Origin of the sequence: Pseudoalteromonas sp. NZS100, assembly GCF_015864815.1 — a bacterium.
Taxonomy (GTDB): Bacteria; Pseudomonadota; Gammaproteobacteria; order Enterobacterales; family Alteromonadaceae; genus Pseudoalteromonas; species Pseudoalteromonas distincta.
Genome location: NZ_JADYWM010000009.1, coordinates 169,870 through 188,829, shown reverse-complemented (window position 1 = coordinate 188,829; position 18,960 = coordinate 169,870). Strand labels below are relative to the sequence as shown.

Below are 18,960 nucleotides of genomic sequence, written 5' to 3'. Positions count from 1 at the left end.
GAGCCATTAAGCTAACTTGTACTAATTACCCGTGAGGCTTAACCATACAACGCCAAACGCGTTTTATGCGACAGTTTGACAGAAGTTAATATGACTAAAGTAGAAATTACTTAGAAAGACTTAAAAAATATTATCAGATATTTTCCAAATTCAAGAGGTGACTCTTAGCGCGTAGCGTTAACATTGAGGCACCTTGCGCAAAGAAAATGGTAGCACTACGTGCTTGTCATTCATTCTTTGCACCTAATTTGCTTGGTGACAATAGCGTTTTGGACCCACCTGACTCCATGCCGAACTCAGTAGTGAAACGAAACAGCGCCGATGATAGTGTAGCATTTGCTATGTGAAAGTAGGACATTACCAGGCTTCAAATTCAGTCGAAGGACTTTAACCTTAATAATTAAAATAAGAAAATTGAAAAGAATTTTCTTGGTGACAATAGCGTTTTGGACCCACCTGATCCCATGCCGAACTCAGTAGTGAAACGAAACAGCGCCGATGATAGTGTAGCATTTGCTATGTGAAAGTAGGACATTACCAGGATTTAATTAAGAGAAACCCGTTACAGTAATGTGACGGGTTTTTTGCTTTTTGTAATTTTGTAAATAGTCCATGCCGAACTCAGTGGCGAAATAAAATAGTTCTAAGGCGAGCCCCGCAGAAGTACGCCCCGACACAAAGATAGTGTAGCATTTGCTATGTGCCTCTCCACCGCTGTGGGCACTACGACATTGCCAGGATTTAATTAAGAGAAACCCGTTACAGTAATGTGACGTTTTTTGCTTTTTTAAATTAAGAAAAACATCCCCCTTTAAATTCAACAACAAAACTAGTTGCGTCTATTCGCGCGTGCTAAAATCCAATTTTTATGAATGATGATATAGAGGTCTAGTTTGCCTACAGCTGATTACCAAAAGGTGCTTGATGAAATAGCACATGAAGTACGCCCTTTATTATCACAAGGAAAAGTAGCTGATTATATACCGGCCCTTGCAGAGGTCGATCCTGAGCAATTTTCTATCGCTATTTATACAACTGATGGTAAGACTGTATGTGCGGGGGATTGCTCTCAACGTTTTACCATTCAGTCTGTTTCAAAAGTTATGACACTTACTATGGCACTGCAACGTTATGGTGATGAACTTTGGCATCGAGTTGGAAAGGAGCCTTCAGGTACTGCCTTTAATTCGCTTACACAGCTTGAGTTTGAAAAAGGGATTCCTCGTAACCCTTTCATAAATGCAGGCGCAATTGTAACGTGTGATGCGTTGTACAGCCGCTTATCTGCACCAATGCACTCTATGCTCGAGGCCTTTAGGTTGTTAGCTGGTAATAGAGGGATAGTGATTGATAAAAAAGTCGCTAATTCTGAGTATGAATTTAGGCATCGTAATGCTGCTATGGCGCATTTAATGAAGTCGTTTGGTAATTTTGAAAATGAAGTCGATGATGTTTTATGGTCTTACTTTAACTTTTGTTCTATTGAGCTCAACTGTATTGAATTAGCCAAAGCTTATAATTTTCTAGCAAATAAAGGTGTTGATAATCGATCGGGCGATCGTGTTTTAAGTAGCCGTCAAAATAAGCAGCTTAATTCGCTATTATTTACCAGTGGCTTATACGATGCTGCGGGGGATTTTGGTTACAGAGTAGGTATGCCAGGTAAATCGGGAGTGTCAGGGACTATTTTAGCCGTGTTACCAAATAAGTTTACGGTAGCTGTTTATTCTCCGGGGCTTAATTCGTTTGGTAATTCGGTTGCAGGAATTGCGGCGCTGGAACTGCTATCTAAAAAGCTCGATATTTCTATTTTTTAGGAAGTTGATAGGGAGCAATACTTGCTCCCACCGTTATTATTGTTCCCAATAAACCTGTTCTAAGCAGTCTTCGCGCTCTGGTAAACCGCGAGATAAGCGAGGAGAGTGCTGAACTAACACTTCATAACTAGCTCGGTTAGCATATTTACTAATTTGCGATAGTGACGAGTAAGTAATAGCTTGTTGCTGATGCTTAGCTGAGTTTGCCACATTAAGTTTATGATAAACATTTGCTGATAAGTCATGTAGCACAGCCGCTAAAGCACAATCGCCTGCACCATTGGTGTTTTTGATTGAGTCAGGTCCACCCATAAATGGGGCTGTATGGCTATATGCTCTGATAGGCTCATCACACTCGGTTTTACGCATAGCACGTGAAAATTCGTATCGATTAAAATCAGCTATTGCGCCTGGTAATAACGGGTATTCGGTTTCACGCTTTAAGCTTTCGTCTACGTAGCCGGCCATAAATAAGCCTTTTTCGCCAGCGGTGCAAATTACCAAATCCACCCAATCAAGTGCTTTATCGGCAGCTAGGAGAGGGTCTTCAAAACCTGTAATAGCTAACCCTTCTTCTTCGTTCATAGCAAGAATATCAACATGCTTTTCAACAAAGTTTGCCCACCAGGCCGGGTCTTGTTCAATTAAGAATTTAGTGCCGAGTGTAAGAACAACTGGCACACCTGCATCATTAGCGTATTTTACCGCTTGCATAGTCGCTTCAGTCATCGTTTCACTACCTTGCGTACGCATGAGGTAGGCACTGATCACTAATGCTGATGAATTTTCAATAAGGTTTTTATCGATAGATTCAGGGCGTAAGTGATTCATTAGGCCCGCACTTATTGCAAAAGTACGCTCACCGGTTTCATCAATTAATGTAAAACAACGACCTATAGGCCCATCTACTGGTTGAAGATAGTTTAAATCTACACGGCTTGAGGTATTACATAAAAAGCGGTAAGCATAGCTACCTATTTTTATATTTTCGCTCATTACGCCTAATAAAACTGAGCGATCATCTGCAAGTACAGAGTAGTTGTGCATAGTGTTACCAATGGTCCCACCGGCAAACTCAAAATCAACCATATCGTTTAATTTTAAACGATCGTATAAGGCGTTCGTTATGTCGCTATCAATAACTTGTGACATACCTCTACGTAGTTGAAATTCGTCAAGGAAAGCTTGATCAACTTTTGCCTCTATATCAACAACGATCTGATCGATACCCGTAATATAACTACGTTGTAATCGCTCTGTTGCGTTAAGTTGATTGGTAAGTGGATCTTTGGCTTCCACTGGAAAATAATGTTTATGCCTGCGGCGTCCAGGAAATTTCATTTGCTACCCGTGTTGTGAGCTAAATAAAAAAAGCGTGAGATTATAGCGTAAATCCACACGAGTGAGCCATTACAAACAGGTAAATATCGTTTTATTTTTGCAATAAAGTAATGAATGACGCACTTTAGAGTGCTAACTAGGTATAATTACAGTATAAAAAGTTATTTAAGTAGAAAAAATGAACGAGCCATTTAATGATTCCTACTGGATGGAGCAAGCGCTTTTGTATGCAAAGCAAGCAGAGTTGCTTGATGAAATTCCGGTTGGGGCGATTGTAGTTAAAGATAACCAGTTAATTTCAGTCGGGTATAACCGTTCAATAACCGATAACGATCCATCTGCTCATGCCGAAATGATTGCAGTAAGAGAAGCTGGAAAAGTACTTAATAATTACCGCTTAATTGATTGCACACTATATGTAACGTTAGAGCCTTGCTCTATGTGTGCAGGACTGTTGGTGCATAGCAGAATAAAGCGTTTGGTATTTGGTGCCCTCGATGCTAAAACAGGGTCTGCAGGTTCAATTATGAACTTATTACAAGAGCCGAGGTTAAATCATCAAGTAGAGGTATGCGGTGGTGTTTTGGCACAGCAGTGCGGGGATACTATTTCGAATTTTTTTAAGCGTAGAAGAGCGCAAATTAAAGCAGCTAAGAAAGCTGCTCGTGATGAACAAATAAATAAACCTAGCTAAAGCTAACTAGCGATTGGCTCTATTTCTGTTTCAGCCATTTGCTGCATAGCAAACATTCGGCGGCGCCAGATGATTTTTTTGTGCAGTTTTCTTAGCATAACACGACGACGTGTGGCTGTTGAATAAATCACATTGCGTTTTAATTTTTGTGTGCGTCTACGTTTTAGCATGTTTTCTCCTAATGCAAGAGTGAGAAAGGCGCAGGGTATATCTTATAAAATAATAATATACAAGTAATACACATTAGTGATCATTTGATGACAAGTAAACAGATATTTAATTTACTTAAATTTTGCTTTCTGGCTTTCTCAAAAAACTGATACCTATACAAATCTTAGTTATTGTTTTCAATCGGTTGTTCGGGCTCAATTATAGGCTGTTGTTTTTCTGTTTGCGCTTCATCTTTGTTACTTTTTTCATCACTTACTTCATTTAGCTTTGGCTCGCTATCAGTGCTCTGCTCTGTGATTGGTTCTGGTTCAGGTTCTACAGCAATAGCATTATTCTCATCTAGCCAAACAAGTGCATCGTAATAGCGACGAATATTATCAACATATTTAACCGCTACATCGCCACGCGCATAACCATAGCGAGTTTTGCGGTAATAGCGCTTTTTAATTAACAGCGGTAAGCGTTTTTTTACATCAGCCCATTTATCAGGGCTTGCGCCTTGCTGCTCGGTAATTATACGCGCGTCGTTAACGTGCCCCCAACCTACATTGTAAGCCGCTAGTGCAAGCCATGTTCTATCGGGTTGAGGAATTCTATCAGGAATACGCTTAATCAGTTTACTTAAATACTTACCACCACCGCGAATATTTTGCTCTGGCTCTAAGCGGTTGGTAACACCTACTTGTTTTGCTGTACTGCGGGTTAGCATCATAATACCGCGAACGCCTGTTGGCGATTTAGCGCGAGGATTCCACATAGATTCTTGATAGCTAAGTGCCGCTAATAATCGCCAGTCAAGGCTACCTGCATACTGTTCAAACCATGGCTGGTATGTTGGTAAGGTTTCTTTAATTGCTTCTATATAGGCTAGGGTATTTACATAGTTAAATTGGCGCACGTGACCAAAGTATTTTTCTTCAAGTACATAGAGCTGGTTACTTTGCTTAACGTCACCAAAAAATGGCACCAACAACGCATATAAAGAGTCGTCTTTAGATTTATTAAGTATCCATGCAATCGGGTCGTTATGGCTAACTGAAAAACCAATGCTTAAATTTGGGTGATAACGGCGAAACAGCGATAGCGTATGCGTATCAGCGAGTGTGTAATCTATCTCGCCATCAATAACTGCTTGAAGTAGTTCTTCTTCATCAAACTCTTCGCTTTCTATCCAAGTGAGATCTGGATTGTTCTTTTTCATTTTTTGCAGAGTAAGCGAATGACTACTTTTAGCTATAACCGTAAAGTTGCCATCTAAATCGTCAAACTCTCGAGGACGAACGCGCCCTTGTTTATAAACTAACTTTTGGCTGATTGTTCTGTAAGTTGGCCCATAGCGATATTGCTCTGCACGGGTTTTATTATAGGTAAGTCCTGACGCTATTAAGTCTAAATCACCGCTTTCAAGGCGTTCAAACATATCGGATAAGTTAAAAAATGGCACTATTTCAAGCTCTACACCTAGATATTCAGCAAATGCTTGAGATAGCTCATATTCAAAGCCTTGTTCACCTTGAACGGCTTGATAATAATTACTAGCACTTGCAAGTGTACCCACACGTATTTTGTTTTGTTCTTTTATTTGGGCGAGTTGAGTTGGCTGCTCTTGCATATCACATGCACATAACAGCATAACTAAAGTAATGATTATTATTAGTTTTTCTTTGAACATTGAGTGCCCCTTAAGCTCGCCAGCCACCGTTATAGCAAAACTAAGCCATCGCGTCACTTTACCTTTTATTTTATTAACCAAAAGAGGCTATAAATAAAGCTAAAAAGTTAATTTTATGAAAAGCGTAATTTTGAGTTAAATCTGAATGCTAATTGGACTATAATGCGTGCCTAAAATATCGTTCAATCCCTAACCCCGGATGAAATTACCTATGTTGATCCTTCGTGGTGCACCAGCACTTTCAGAGTTCAGAGTTAATAAAATTTTAGCGCGTTGCCAACAATCGCAACTTCCAGTCACTAACGTATACGCCGAGTATGCTCACTTTGCCGATTTAACATCGCCGTTGAGTAGCTCTGAGCAAACCAAGCTTGAAAAACTATTAACTTACGGTCCAACTATTGCAGAGCATACCCCAGCTGGCAAACTTGTACTTGTTACACCTCGCCCAGGTACCATTTCACCTTGGGCATCTAAAGCTACCGACATCGCCCACAACTGTGGTTTAAAGCAGGTTCACCGTGTTGAACGCGGTATTGCTTATTATGTTGAAGGTGATTTAAACGCAGAACAACTTGCACAAGTAACTGCGTTATTGCACGACCGCATGACTGAAGCCACACACAATGAACTTGAAGATGCGGCTCAGCTGTTTCGCAGTGATGCCCCACGCCAAATGTCGTCTGTCGATATTTTAGGTGGTGGACGTGAAGCACTAGCAACAGCCAATGTTGAGCAAGGCTTTGCGCTTGCTGATGATGAAATAGACTACTTAGTAGAAAATTTTACAAAGTTAGGACGTAACCCTAACGACATCGAATTGTTTATGTTTGCACAAGCGAACTCAGAGCATTGTCGCCATAAAATATTTAATGCTGACTGGACAATCGATGGTAAAGAGCAGCCAAAATCGCTGTTTAAAATGATTAAAAATACGTTTGAGCTAAATCCTGAAAATGTATTGTCGGCTTATAAAGATAACGCGGCAGTAATGAAAGGCTCAAAAGCGGGTCGCTTCTTCCCAAATGCGCAAGGTGAATATGTGTATCATCAAGAAGACATTGAAATACTAATGAAAGTTGAAACTCATAACCACCCAACAGCTATTGCGCCATTCTCAGGTGCTGCTACAGGTTCTGGTGGTGAGATTCGCGATGAAGGCGCAACGGGTCGTGGCTCTAAGCCAAAAGCAGGGTTAGTTGGCTTTACTGTATCAAATTTACGTATTCCAGGTTACGAGCAACCGTGGGAAAGCGATTTTGGTAAGCCGGGTCGTATTGTAAACGCACTTGATATAATGACAGAAGGTCCACTAGGTGGCGCTGCATTTAATAATGAGTTTGGTCGTCCTAACTTATTAGGCTACTTCCGTACTTACGAAGAAAAAGTAACAAGCCATAACGGTGAAGAAATACGTGGTTACCATAAACCAATTATGCTTGCCGGTGGTTTAGGTAATATTCGCTCTGATCATGTTCAAAAAGGTGATATTCCTGTAGGCGCTAAATTAATTGCGCTAGGCGGGCCTGCAATGAACATAGGTTTAGGCGGTGGTGCTGCATCAAGTATGGCCTCAGGTCAGTCAAACGAAGATTTAGACTTTGCTTCAGTACAGCGCGAAAACCCAGAAATGGAACGTCGTTGCCAAGAAGTTATCGATAAATGTTGGCAACTAGGCGATGAAAACCCAATTGCATTCATCCATGATGTAGGTGCCGGTGGTTTATCTAATGCGTTTCCTGAGCTTGTTAATGATGGCGGACGTGGTGGTAAATTCCAATTACGTAGCATCCCTAACGATGAGCCAGGCATGGCACCACACGAAATTTGGTGTAATGAATCACAAGAGCGTTATGTACTCGCTGTTGGCGTAGAGGACTTTGACCGCTTTGAAGCAATTTGTAAGCGCGAACGTGCCCAGTACGCTGTTATTGGTGAAGCAACAGCTGAACCTCACTTAACAGTGTCAGACAGCCACTTTGAAAATAACCCTGTTGATTTGCCGCTGGACGTATTATTAGGTAAAGCACCTAAAATGCACCGCGATGTAACGTCAAAGCAAGTTGTTGGCAAAGCGCTTGATATCACATCAATAAATGCAGCAGATGCAGCGCAGCGCTTAATGCGTTTACCAACCATTGCAGAAAAAACATTCTTAATAACAATCGGCGATCGCTCAGTTACGGGTTTAGTAGCACGCGACCAAATGGTTGGTCCTTGGCAAGTACCTGTTGCTAACTGTGCTGTAACTGCGGCAACGTATGACACTTACCACGGTGAAGCTATGTCACTCGGTGAGCGTACTCCGGCTGCATTACTTAATTACGGTGCATCTGCTCGTTTAGCTGTAGCGGAGTCGTTAACTAATATTGCCTGTGCAAACATCGGTAGCCTTGAAAACATTAAGTTATCGGCAAACTGGATGGCAGCAGCGGGTCACCCAGGTGAAGATGCTGGTTTATACGAAGCGGTTAAAGCCGTAGGCGAAGAGCTTTGTCCTGCGCTTGGTTTAACGATTCCAGTAGGTAAAGATTCTATGTCGATGAAAACGACATGGAAAGATGAAGGTGACTCACAAGAGAAGTCAGTAACATCGCCGCTTTCACTGGTTATAACTGCGTTTGGTCGTGTTGACGACGTACGTAAAACAGTAACACCACAACTGCGCACAGATAAAGGCGATACATCGCTTATATTAATTGATTTAGGTGCGGGTAAAAACCGCATGGGCGCATCAAGCCTTGCGCAAGTTTATAAGCAATTAGGTGATGTAACCCCTGATGTTGATAGCCCAGAGTTATTAAAAGGCTTTTATAACGCAATGCAAGCGCTTGTGGCTGATAGTAAGTTACTTGCTTATCATGACCGCTCAGACGGTGGTTTATTTACCACGGTTGCTGAAATGGCGTTTACGGGTCATACCGGTGTAACGGTTGATTTAGCAGCTTTAACAGGTTCTGACATTGAAGCGCTTTATAACGAAGAGCTAGGTGCAGTAATTCAAGTTGCAAATGCTGATTTAGATGCAGTGAATGCGGTGTTTGAACAACATGGTATAGCAGCAATTAGCCACAACATTGGCACGCTTAACAGTGACGATACGATTATATTTAACCGTGGCGAAAATACGGTACTTAATCATACGCGTACTGAGCTTCGTACTATTTGGGCTGAAACAACGTATCAAATGCAAGCACGCCGTGACAACCCTGAGTGCGCTAAGCAAGAGTTTGATGCTAAATTTGATGCAAAAGATCCAGGCTTAAACGTAAAACTTAACTTTGATTTAAACGAAGATATAGCAGCGCCATACATTGCAACCGGTGCTAAACCGCAAATGGCTATTTTACGTGAGCAGGGTGTTAACTCTCATTTAGAAATGGCGGCAGCGTTTAATCGCGCAGGTTTTGCAGCCGTTGATGTACACATGAGCGACATTTTAGAAGGTCGTTTAACACTAGAGCAATTTAAAGGTTTAGTGGCCTGTGGTGGTTTCTCATACGGTGACGTACTTGGTGCGGGGGAAGGCTGGGCTAAGTCTATTTTGTTTAACGATATGGCACGCGATCAGTTCCAAAACTTCTTCCACCGTGAAGATACCTTTAGCTTAGGTGTATGTAACGGTTGCCAAATGTTATCAACGTTAAAAGAGTTGATCCCTGGTACTGAACATTGGCCGCGCTTTGTAACTAATAAATCAGAACGTTTTGAAGCACGCTTTAGTTTAGTAGAAATACAAGAAAATCCATCTGTGTTCTTTAATGGAATGGCTGGCTCGCGTATGCCTATAGCGGTTTCTCATGGTGAAGGTCATGCTGAGTTTGCAAACGATGCAGCCACTAAAGCGGCGCTTGATAGCGGCACTGTAGCGGTTAAGTTTGTAGATAACTACGGTAACCCTACAACGCAGTACCCAGCTAACCCTAATGGTTCTCCAGAAGGTATTACCGGTATTACGTCAACTGATGGTCGTGCCACTGTAATGATGCCGCATCCAGAACGTGTATTCAGAAGCGTTGCCAACTCTTGGCATCCTGATGAGTGGATCGAGGATAGCCCGTGGATGCGTATGTTCCGTAACGCACGTAAAAACGTAGGTTAATTATATTTACGTTTATACAAGTTAGATTCATAATCTTACTGTAAAATAAAAAAGGCTGCATTGTGCAGCCTTTTTTGATTATACCAATCTGCTTATATATGGGGTCTATTTAACGTTAAGAAAATTACGCTAGAACTAGGCAAAAGTTTTTATATCTAGTTGTTCTAAATAAAAAACCTTTAACGACGTTATAGTGCAATTTAATTCGTTAAATTGATCAAAGATTTATGCAGGTTGGTATTAGTTTAGCTAAAAGCACAAAGCATTTAAGGATAGTATGTTTAAGCGAATTGGTTTAATTGTTGGAGCTGTATTACTAAGTACCTTGCTGCTTAGTTATGTATTTCGCTTGCCGTTATTACAATGGGTTATAGCGCCTGAGCTCAAAAAAGCAGACATTACGTTAAGTTGTCTCGATTTTTCAATTACGTCTAGCTTAAATATTCATGCTGATAGAGTGTGTTTAAATTATCAAAATCAACAATTACAACTCACTGGTATTACTGCAAATACAAAGCGTGTATATATTGAAAATGCAGTGCTAACAGTTAATCCACCCCCTAAAAGTGATAATGCTAATCAGCTTGCTAAAAATCTCGATTTAGCACTTCCCTTAAATCGCCCATTAATCAATATTAAACAGCTTGTAGTAAAAAGTGATGAGCTCAATAAGCCACTTAAAATAAGCATATTAGAACCCGAACTAAATAAATTTAATGTCTCAGGTGATATAAACGCAAGTGCAATTTTGACTGCTAATAAAGTAATGGGTCAGTTTGAAATTAATGACACTTTTTTAAAGCACGTTATAAACACTAAAAATACATTAATAGCAGATTTTAACTTTAATACTCAGCAAGCATTTAGCTTTGATGGTATAGAACTTGAGTTAAATGGCGATATTAGATCCCAGTTTGCTCACACGTATGAGCAGTGCAAAGTTAACGTATTAACCACTGGTAAATTGGCGACGCGTTTTAATTTAAATAGCCAAGCGTTAATGTTTAATACCGATTTGCTTAATAACAAAATTAATTTAACACCAAGCTGTACTGAGTTAATTCCACCAAGTGAATATGCAGGCTTTATTAGCAAACAAGTTCCTTTAAATTGGCAACTTAAACTCCCTCAATCAATTAGCTTAGAGGCTAGTGAGCTCAGTGTACCTGCAATTAATTTGGTAAGCGTGGGCGATAAGCAATTTGATATTTTAATAACAGATACAACACTAAATATTACATCTCCATTTGAAGACTTACAGACAACTTTGTCAGCTCAAATAAATACACCAAATATAAATAATATTAACGTTAATGCTCAGTTATCTGACGCTGCAATTAAAGGCGATTACGCCGTTATGCTTGAAAATTTACCTGAGTTTGCACCCGCAACAGCGAATGGGCTTAGCCTTAGTGGTCACTTTAATATAAGTGAGTTTATAGACTCAAAACCAATTGGGCTTATAAATGCTAAATTAACGCTTAATAGTGTAGATGCGTTTGATATAAGTGCAGTGCAATATCAAGGTGATTTAACAGCAAAAATGGATAAACAGTTAAACGCAGAAGTAACGTTAACGCAGCAATTAAAAAGCGCAGAATATAAAGAATTTAAAGTCACAGATATAAGTAACACATTAACAGCAAATGCTAATTTAGGCGTAGGTGAGTTATTTGCGGATCTAACAGCAAAAACGAATATAAAGGCTGTTAATAGCCCCGACATAAAACTTAATAATATAAAAATAGAGTCTACGGGCTTGCAAAGCCGTGCACTAAAAGCCACGCATCACGCATTTATAAACGATGTTGAGTTAGTTATAAATCATCATGTGTCGTCGCAAGCTCATCCGTTTGAAGTCATTATTCCTGAACAAAGTACGCTGCTGTTAAATGCGTTTATTAGTCAATTTGAGCCACTTGCACAGTTAACAGAGGGCGAATTTAATGGCTATATTAGTGGCGATATAAACTTACAAAATGCACTGTTCAATATAGGGATTAGCCATACAAGTGCACTGTATAACGATTACCTTGCGAGTGATTTAAACAGTGTATTTAGCGGGGAATATAATTCAGGTAAGCTTAATGTAAAACCAACTACCTTTAATTTAAATGAATTTAGAGCAGGTGCTGTAGTTAAAGCGATTGAAGGTCAATGGCAAGTTAATAACAATACCGCGCTTATAAATGATGTAAAAGGAAGTGTGTTTGGTGGCGAGTTTTCATTAGATAGCTACACAGTAGGGAAGCCAAACCAAGTTGCTAATGTTAAGTTTGAAAATATTGATGCAAGCAAACTTGTTACACTCGACGATAAGTCGGGCATTGTATTAACGGGACGCTTGGCGGGGTCTTTACCTGTTCACTTTGATAGTGGGAAAATTGAAATAATTGACGGTAGCTTATTTAGCCAAGGAACAGGTAATTTAAAAATTACCAATAATGCCGCTTTTGATTCAGTAATGCAGCAACAGCAAGAGTTACAACCTGTGTTAGGGCTATTAACTAATTTAGATATTCAAAAACTTAATAGCAGTGTGGCACTAAAAAATGATGGTTGGTTAAAACTAGGGGTTAATTTGCAAGGCTATAATAAAGCAGAGCAGCAGCAGGTTAACTTTAATTATAACCACGAAGAAAACGTATTTACACTTTTGCGTGCACTGCGTTTAAGTGACGAAATTACACAAAAAGTTGAGCAACAATACTCACAAAAAGGAAACTAATAATGAGACAGTCGTTATTGATAAAAGTACTGCTCGCGCTGAGTGCTATTAGTGCATTAAGTGCCTGCACGCATCGTGTTGAGGTGTCTGCTAAAGAGCCCATTACTATTAATTTAAATGTGAAGGTCGATCACGAAATTCGCGTAAAAGTAGATAAAGAACTCGACAATTTATTTAGTGACGACAGTGAGTTATTTTAAGGAGCTAGAACATGAATACGAAGAAAAAATTAAACATTATTACGTTAGTTAGTGCAGTATGTATGTCGTTCTCTGCTTGGGCTATTAGCCTTGATGACGCTAAAAACCAAGGTTTAGTAGGTGAAGATAGCTCTGGTTATTTAGGACTTGTTGTACAAAACGCAGAGGCAAAAGCCGTTGTTGATGACATAAATGCAAAGCGTAAAGCGCAGTACTTAAAGCTCGCTAAAAAGAATAACTTGTCACTTTCACAAGTAGAAGCGCTTGCTGCTGCTAAAACAATTGAAAAAACCCAAAGTGGTCATTACGTTGAAGTAAATGGTAACTGGGTTAAAAAATAAGCGTTTGTTATTGTCTTGTTTTGCACAAACCAAAATAAAACCGAGCATTTAAGCGCTCGGTTTTTTACAGCCTTCAAGTAACTGCTGCCAAAAATCAATCCCCTTACGCCTTGCTAGATTTATATTATGCTCAGGAATAGATTCAGGCTCGTTATAACTATCAAGTGCTTCGCTCATACTTGCTTCGCGGATTAAGTGCAATGTAGGAAAGGGCGCTCTATTTGTGTAGTTTGCGGCATCGGTTTCATCGCTGTCGGCAAATACGTAATCAGGATGAAAGTTAGCAATTTGATACTTCCCTTCAAAGCCTTGCGCGACTAAAAGTGCATTAGCTAAATCGACCAAGTCTAAAAAGTCTTCAAAGTCACTAAAGCCATTGTCAAACATGATAAGGGTTGTTTCGCGCTCTGGTTCACGGTCAAGCTCAACACATTGCTCAAGCATATCCATTACAGCATCATCCACACTTGCTGCTGGACTTACGATGTAATGAATACAGTTATTTTCTACTTCTTTTCGAGCAAATGGGCAAAAGTTATATTTAACAATAACAGATGACACCCATTCACGGGTTTGGCTTATAGCTATGTTGGTCACGGTTTTGGCTCTAAATATTGATTAATAATGGTAAGTGTTTTTTGTATAGCACCTTGGTTTTTAGCTACGCATTGCGCAGCTTTAATACCTAAGGTTTGGCACGCTTTTGTGTTTTGGCTAAACGTTATGAGCTGCTTAGCTAGTTCGTCGTTACTATCAACCACTACAGCACCTTTGAGCTTTGTTAGCTCGGGATAAACATGGTCAAAATTGTATGTGTGTGGACCTGTTATTACACCTACCGAAAACGCAGCTGATTCCAGTGGGTTATGCCCACCTCTGCGAATTAAGCTGCCACCAATAAAGCTCACATTTGCAGAGCCATATAAACACTGTAATTCACCAAGCGTATCAGCAAGGAGTATTTGCTCATTATTATAGTTATTTTGGCTACGACGGCTAAAGCTAAGTGGGCTTTGCGTTAAAAGCTCTGCCACTTTGTCAAATTGCTCTGGGTGGCGCGGGGCAATTATAAGTAATGCGTTCGGTTGTTTTTTTAGTAACTCTTGATGGGCTGAAAGTACCAGCTCATGCTCAACAGGATGTGTTGAGCCTGCCACCCACACAAAGCGTTCATTACTACTATAAAGCTGTTTAAGGTTGAGTACTTTAGCTAGTTGCTCTTCACTTGGTGTTATATCAAATTTTATTGAGCCTGTTACATGGCTTTTTGAAGCTTCAAGACCAAGTTCAATAAAGCGTTTAGCATCTGTTTTATTGTGACTCGCAAGTACCGTAATTGAGCGCATAATAATATGCGTTAATTTAGCGACCTTTTGATAGCCCTGCTGCGACTTTTCAGAGAGTCTTGCATTGATGACAAGTACTGGTATGTTTTTTTTGTGGCTTATCGCCATTAAATTTGGCCATAGCTCAGTTTCTAAGATACATAATGCTTGTGGTTTTATACGCTTTAAAAATCGAGCCGTCGCAAACGGAAAATCGATTGGTAAATAGCTACATGCTACAGTATTTTTAAACTGGCTAAGTATTTGCTCTCTGCCTGTTGGAGTATTACAGGTTATAAGTATATTTAAGTTTGGATGCGCTTTTTGCAAAGCTTTAATAAGTGGCGTTGCGGCAAGCACCTCACCAACAGATGCACAATGAAAAACTAAAGGTTTAGTTTTAACCGTAAACAAAGACTTACTGACAAACCCAAAGCGCTCTTTAAAGTGTGCACGATAGCCTTGGTTTTTTTTACCTCGTAAAATATAGAGATAAAATACAATCAGTGGGCTAATAATAATTAATGCGAATGAGTAAAAAATGCGTGCCATACTGATCTTTCTTAAAGGGAAGTGGCGTTAGTTTACCGTGAAATAGCCGTTTTCTAAACAGACTCGTTATAAAATATGGTCTGGGTTCAGTTATAACCCGATAAAATACACACAATTAAATAAAATTATGGAATAATGAATTTAATTTTTCCTGCCATTTCAGTTCCAAGAGGAATTTTTTCATGTCAATTATCGATTCAGTGGCAACTAGCTACGTTGAAACATTAAACCGTCATCAGGCATTATTTGAAACGATGGAGGCTTATCATCAAGAATCTATGCAATTGTTAGAAGCATGCCATAGTGCATTACAAGCTGGTGGCAAGATTGTTTGGTTTGGTAACGGTGGTAGTGCAGCAGATGCACAGCATTTAGCAGCAGAATTTGTAGTGCGTTATAAGTTAGAACGTGGTCCGCTTGCTTCAATGGCATTGACTACCGACACCTCTATTTTAACAGCACACAGCAACGATTATCACTTTGATACGGTGTTTGAGCGCCAAGTTCAAGCGTTATGTAAGCCAGAAGATTTAGTTATTGGTTTAACCACATCAGGTACTAGTAATAATATTAATTTAGCATTAGAAGCTGCAAATAAACTAGGCGCTTTTACTGTGGCATTAACTGGGCGTGATGGCGGTAAAGTAAAAGATATTGCTAAGTTACCTATTATTATAAAAAATGACGAAACAGCACGTATCCAAGAAGCTCACATGTTTATAGGTCACTGGTTATGTGAAGCCATGGATATGGTTGTTGCGGAGCAGCAGTAATGGATTTATCGTTATTAAAAAACTTATCAGCGGCACGAATATTAGTTGTTGGCGATGTAATGCTAGACCGTTATTGGTATGGTGATACTGGTCGTATTTCGCCAGAAGCGCCAGTACCGGTTGTTAAAGTAAGTAAATTTGAAGACAAAGCGGGCGGCGCAGCTAACGTTGCAAAAAATATAGCGCGGTTAGATGCAAAAGTTGGCTTACTGGGCTTAATTGGTGAAGATGAAAGCGGGCAAATTTTAGAGACCATCCTAAAAGGTGAAAAAATAAGCTCACAATTAGTCAGTGTATGTGATTTACCGACTATTTCAAAAATGCGTGTTATTAGCCGCCATCAACAACTAGTCCGACTTGATTTAGAAGAAACGTTTACCGAGCAACACAGCCAGCTTTTATTAAACCGCTTAGAGCTTGTACTTGATGAATACGACTTTATAGTGTTCTCTGATTACAGCAAAGGATCTTTAAGCTTAATTAAAGAGATGGTAAGCCTTGCTAAGGGCGCCGGAAAAACCGTTTTAATTGACCCTAAATCGCCAGATTTGCATTTATATGAAGGTGCTGATTACATTACACCTAACTTACATGAGTTTAAGTTAGCGGGTGGTCAAACCGATTCAGAAGCAGCTTTAGCAGCAAGTGCGCGTGATTTAATAAGCAAAAATGGCATTAAAGCCATGTTACTTACGCGTTCTGAGCAAGGTATGTCGCTTATTAGTGCAGCTGAAAAATTTGATTTTGCAGCGCAAGAGCTTGAAGTAAGCGATGTAACCGGGGCCGGTGATACGGTTATAGCTACACTCGCTGTTATGCTTGGCGCGGGCATGGAGCCTAAAGATGCTGTCGAAATTGCTAATTTAGCCGCAGGTATCGTTGTGAGTAAGTTTGGGGCTGCAACTGTCTCGCCAGAAGAGCTAAGCCGCAAGCTTGGTCAGTATTTACATACTACGGGTGAGCATTACCAAACACCATTTGATGATGTGCTTCAGCATATTGAATTTGCAAAACAAAACGGCGAAACCATTGTATTCACTAATGGCTGTTTTGATATTTTACATGCTGGGCATGTACGTTATTTAGCGCAAGCTAAAGCACGAGGCGATAGACTCGTTGTTGGATTAAATAATGATGAATCAATTACGCGTTTAAAAGGGGCAGAACGTCCTATTAATCCACTAGATGAGCGTGCGATGGTACTTAGCGCACTTTCATCTGTTGATTGGGTTATTCCGTTTGGTAGCTTAGATGAAAACGACACTCCCGCTAAATTAATTGAGCAGATAAGCCCTGATATTTTAGTTAAAGGTGGAGATTACACTGTAGATCAAATAGCGGGTGCTGAGCATGTACTTCGCCATGGCGGAAAAGTTGAAGTGCTTGAATTTTTAGATGGGTGCTCAACATCAAAAGTAATTAATAAAATTAAACAGTAATTACTAATTAATTTTACTTAACAAATACAAAAAAGGGATGAAAACACTGTTTTCATCCCTTTTTTACATTTAATACGTTACTTTATTAATAGTAACGTATTAAAAGTTATATTCGTACTTGGCAAATGCTGATGTATCGTTTTCAGCACCGTCGTTGTTAGATGCAAAAGCACCTAAAGTGACTCGCCCTCCCATCGAAAGCATTCTATAACGAAGCTCTAATTGCTTACTATTAAACCCTGTTTTAGTAATTGTATTTCCTAAGTCTGGATTGTTAGGATAAAGGTCACGGTTATCGCTGTTGTAATCAACACTGCGTAATTTTACCTGCCAATCGTCTCCATTAGATAACTGACCTAACAGGGTTAAAACAACTGACTGTGCATCGTTATCATAAGTAGAGCCAATAGTGCGACCGTGGTAACGGTAACCCGATTTGTAATCTGAATGCTCATAGTAGCAATTTTCATTGGTAGACTCTGCTGAACATGAAACACCTGTGTCTATGTACTCTACATTTATTAATAAGTTTTGATCATATACACGTTGTGTTGTCTGTACACCAAATAAGTAGGCTCTATCAGCGGGTTTAAATTGTGAACTGGCATCTTCGCCAATCGTACTGGCATAAACAGCATAAGGTTGGTTGAAAAGTGTATCTGACCAGCGAATATCTATGCCAGCTAATTGATTACCTATTTTTGACTCTAATTGGCTATCGCAACTAACATTGCCATCAATACATGCTGTTTGCCCAGTTATGACATCAATAAAATCACCCGCAGAGCCCGGTTGTCCGTCACCTGCCCATTGCGCAGACCAGCTAACAGCAATTTCTAATTGTTGTATTGGGCGTATATTTAATCTACTGCTCCAAAGTAAAGCATCAGGAATTACACGTGTAGACTCAAGTTTAGCCATTTGTGCGGTAAAGCCCCATTGACCAATCCAGCTTAACCATGGTGTTTCAAAAGCAGTACTTTTTTCTCTGGTTACACTTAGTGCAGGTAAAGGTTTCGCATTACCAGACATAATTAAGCTGTTATCAACACCAGGTCCCCAAAATTGCTCAACAGCACCGGCTCTAAAAATCCAGTTACCCAAACGGTAAGCTAAGTAACTATCGTCAAGTGAGGTATCGTTACAATCGGTTAAAGCTTGCTCATCGGTAACTATATCGTCAGTCGTTTTTCCATCAACTAAACATTTTTTACCGTCTTTTCTGTAATTTATAGCTACTTTAGCTGCAAAGTTATCGCCTAAATAAGCGTAAGCTGCTGAAAGCTCTGTTTCTTGTGTATTTGTTGCACCAAAGCTTGTTGCTATGATCGGATCTGTGGCTGCAAAAGCTGATAATTGAAGACTATGCGAGCTGCTATTTTCTGATTTATATCGATGCTTAACGCGAAGTAAAGCATCTTGCAAGCTTGGAGATAATTGCTCAAGCGGCATGCTTTGCACATCACTTATAAAACTTTTCCACATAAGCGGATAGGTAGTTACAGGAGCTAAAATAACACCGGCATCAGCTAATTGTTGAATATCAGCTCTAAGACCGTAATCATCGGGTTTTACCCATGGCTCAGCATTAACTGACGCGCTCATAGCGCAAAAAAGAGTAGAAAGGAGAAAAATTCTGTTTCGCAAAGTTCAGATCCTTGTGATTTAGATTGCGGCTAAGTTTATCAACCTAAGCTTGTTATTGCAGTAAATAATCAAATTTATAGGGCTAATTTAATATATAAAAATGTAACCTAGCTATCGTAATAAGTATCTGATTGGTATACTGGAGTTCAAATAGGAAA

Annotated in this window: 14 protein-coding genes and 2 rRNA genes; 10 read left to right on the top strand and 6 right to left on the bottom strand. The window is 39.7% G+C overall.

All coding sequences use genetic code 11. The annotated features are described in order from the left end of the window. Nucleotides 1-251 precede the first annotated feature (251 nt). The 3 genes from rrf (I6E69_RS11735) to glsB all read left to right on the top strand — a co-directional run bounded on the left by rrf (I6E69_RS11735) (nt 252) and on the right by glsB (nt 1,817). Nucleotides 252-366, top strand: a 5S ribosomal RNA gene (rrf, locus tag I6E69_RS11735). A 62-nt stretch (nt 367-428) separates the two neighbouring features. Beyond that, nucleotides 429-543 (top strand): 5S ribosomal RNA (rrf, locus tag I6E69_RS11730). Between the two features lie 350 nt (nt 544-893). Then, entirely contained in the window at nt 894-1,817 is a 924-nt protein-coding gene (gene glsB, locus I6E69_RS11725; protein ID WP_197121302.1) for a glutaminase B, read from the top strand. A 36-nt stretch (nt 1,818-1,853) separates the two neighbouring features. Here the strand turns inward: glsB and I6E69_RS11720 are convergent, their stop codons facing one another. Beyond that, nucleotides 1,854-3,158 carry an inosine/guanosine kinase gene (locus tag I6E69_RS11720; protein ID WP_149603124.1) on the bottom strand — a complete coding sequence of 435 codons (1,305 nt, stop codon included), beginning with the start codon at nt 3,156-3,158 and terminating at the stop codon, nt 1,854-1,856. A 178-nt stretch (nt 3,159-3,336) separates the two neighbouring features. Between I6E69_RS11720 and tadA the strand changes: the two genes are divergently transcribed. Further along, on the top strand, nt 3,337-3,852 hold the full coding sequence (gene tadA / locus I6E69_RS11715) for a tRNA adenosine(34) deaminase TadA (protein WP_002961078.1): 516 nt from the start codon (nt 3,337-3,339) through the stop codon (nt 3,850-3,852). Nucleotides 3,853-3,854: 2 nt separating this feature from the next. Here the strand turns inward: tadA and I6E69_RS11710 are convergent, their stop codons facing one another. Beyond that, nucleotides 3,855-4,022: a hypothetical protein gene (locus I6E69_RS11710; RefSeq protein ID WP_002961076.1), complete on the bottom strand. Its 168-nt coding sequence runs from the start codon at nt 4,020-4,022 to the stop codon at nt 3,855-3,857. Between the two features lie 164 nt (nt 4,023-4,186). Continuing rightward, nucleotides 4,187-5,695 carry a membrane-bound lytic murein transglycosylase MltF gene (gene mltF / locus I6E69_RS11705; protein ID WP_197121301.1) on the bottom strand — a complete coding sequence of 503 codons (1,509 nt, stop codon included), beginning with the start codon at nt 5,693-5,695 and terminating at the stop codon, nt 4,187-4,189. A 211-nt stretch (nt 5,696-5,906) separates the two neighbouring features. Here mltF and purL point away from each other — a divergent pair, with 211 nt between their 5' ends. The 4 genes from purL to I6E69_RS11685 all read left to right on the top strand — a co-directional run bounded on the left by purL (nt 5,907) and on the right by I6E69_RS11685 (nt 13,066). Beyond that, a complete protein-coding gene (gene purL / locus I6E69_RS11700) occupies nt 5,907-9,797 on the top strand; it encodes a phosphoribosylformylglycinamidine synthase (protein ID WP_197121300.1) in 3,891 nt (1,296 codons plus the stop codon). Between the two features lie 277 nt (nt 9,798-10,074). Then, complete coding sequence (locus I6E69_RS11695) at nt 10,075-12,525, top strand: YdbH domain-containing protein (protein ID WP_197121299.1); 2,451 nt, start codon at nt 10,075-10,077, stop codon at nt 12,523-12,525. 2 nt (nt 12,526-12,527) lie between these two features. Next, nucleotides 12,528-12,725 (top strand): YnbE family lipoprotein, encoded by a 198-nt coding sequence (locus tag I6E69_RS11690; RefSeq protein ID WP_007378800.1) that lies wholly within the window; start codon nt 12,528-12,530, stop codon nt 12,723-12,725. 11 nt (nt 12,726-12,736) lie between these two features. Next, nucleotides 12,737-13,066, top strand: a complete 330-nt coding sequence (locus I6E69_RS11685; protein WP_002961068.1) for a YdbL family protein — start codon at nt 12,737-12,739, stop codon at nt 13,064-13,066. A gap of 48 nt (nt 13,067-13,114) precedes the next feature. Here the strand turns inward: I6E69_RS11685 and I6E69_RS11680 are convergent, their stop codons facing one another. Both I6E69_RS11680 and waaA read right to left on the bottom strand, forming a co-directional pair. After that, complete coding sequence (locus I6E69_RS11680) at nt 13,115-13,663, bottom strand: DUF1415 domain-containing protein (protein ID WP_149603120.1); 549 nt, start codon at nt 13,661-13,663, stop codon at nt 13,115-13,117. Then, nucleotides 13,660-14,943: a lipid IV(A) 3-deoxy-D-manno-octulosonic acid transferase gene (gene waaA / locus I6E69_RS11675; RefSeq protein ID WP_197121298.1), complete on the bottom strand. Its 1,284-nt coding sequence runs from the start codon at nt 14,941-14,943 to the stop codon at nt 13,660-13,662. Before waaA ends, I6E69_RS11680 begins: the two co-directional genes overlap by 4 nt. 182 nt (nt 14,944-15,125) lie before the next feature. On the opposite strand from waaA, the gene I6E69_RS11670 reads away from it, so the two are divergent. Together I6E69_RS11670 and hldE are read left to right on the top strand one after the other, a co-directional pair. Beyond that, nucleotides 15,126-15,716: an SIS domain-containing protein gene (locus I6E69_RS11670; RefSeq protein ID WP_002961065.1), complete on the top strand. Its 591-nt coding sequence runs from the start codon at nt 15,126-15,128 to the stop codon at nt 15,714-15,716. Continuing rightward, entirely contained in the window at nt 15,716-17,155 is a 1,440-nt protein-coding gene (hldE, locus tag I6E69_RS11665; RefSeq protein ID WP_197121297.1) for a bifunctional D-glycero-beta-D-manno-heptose-7-phosphate kinase/D-glycero-beta-D-manno-heptose 1-phosphate adenylyltransferase HldE, read from the top strand. Before I6E69_RS11670 ends, hldE begins: the two co-directional genes overlap by 1 nt. A 99-nt stretch (nt 17,156-17,254) precedes the next feature. On the opposite strand, the gene I6E69_RS11660 is transcribed toward hldE, so the two are convergent. Then, nucleotides 17,255-18,760, bottom strand: coding sequence for a capsule assembly Wzi family protein (locus I6E69_RS11660; protein ID WP_149603118.1), 1,506 nt, complete (start codon nt 18,758-18,760; stop codon nt 17,255-17,257). Between the last annotated feature and the right edge of the window lie 200 nt (nt 18,761-18,960).

Bases quoted from the DNA above. Each gene is read 5' to 3' on its own strand.
- I6E69_RS11720 (WP_149603124.1), bottom strand. From the start codon at position 3,158: ATGAAATTTCCTGGACGCCGCAGGCATAAACATTATTTTCCAGTGGAA.
- waaA (WP_197121298.1), bottom strand. From the start codon at position 14,943: ATGGCACGCATTTTTTACTCATTCGCATTAATTATTATTAGCCCACTG.
- I6E69_RS11660 (WP_149603118.1), bottom strand. From the start codon at position 18,760: ATGAGCGCGTCAGTTAATGCTGAGCCATGGGTAAAACCCGATGATTAC.
- I6E69_RS11690 (WP_007378800.1), top strand. From the start codon at position 12,528: ATGAGACAGTCGTTATTGATAAAAGTACTGCTCGCGCTGAGTGCTATT.
- I6E69_RS11695 (WP_197121299.1), top strand. From the start codon at position 10,075: ATGTTTAAGCGAATTGGTTTAATTGTTGGAGCTGTATTACTAAGTACC.
- I6E69_RS11685 (WP_002961068.1), top strand. From the start codon at position 12,737: ATGAATACGAAGAAAAAATTAAACATTATTACGTTAGTTAGTGCAGTA.
- tadA (WP_002961078.1), top strand. From the start codon at position 3,337: ATGAACGAGCCATTTAATGATTCCTACTGGATGGAGCAAGCGCTTTTG.
- purL (WP_197121300.1), top strand. From the start codon at position 5,907: ATGTTGATCCTTCGTGGTGCACCAGCACTTTCAGAGTTCAGAGTTAAT.
- I6E69_RS11670 (WP_002961065.1), top strand. From the start codon at position 15,126: ATGTCAATTATCGATTCAGTGGCAACTAGCTACGTTGAAACATTAAAC.
- hldE (WP_197121297.1), top strand. From the start codon at position 15,716: ATGGATTTATCGTTATTAAAAAACTTATCAGCGGCACGAATATTAGTT.
- mltF (WP_197121301.1), bottom strand. From the start codon at position 5,695: ATGTTCAAAGAAAAACTAATAATAATCATTACTTTAGTTATGCTGTTA.
- I6E69_RS11710 (WP_002961076.1), bottom strand. From the start codon at position 4,022: ATGCTAAAACGTAGACGCACACAAAAATTAAAACGCAATGTGATTTAT.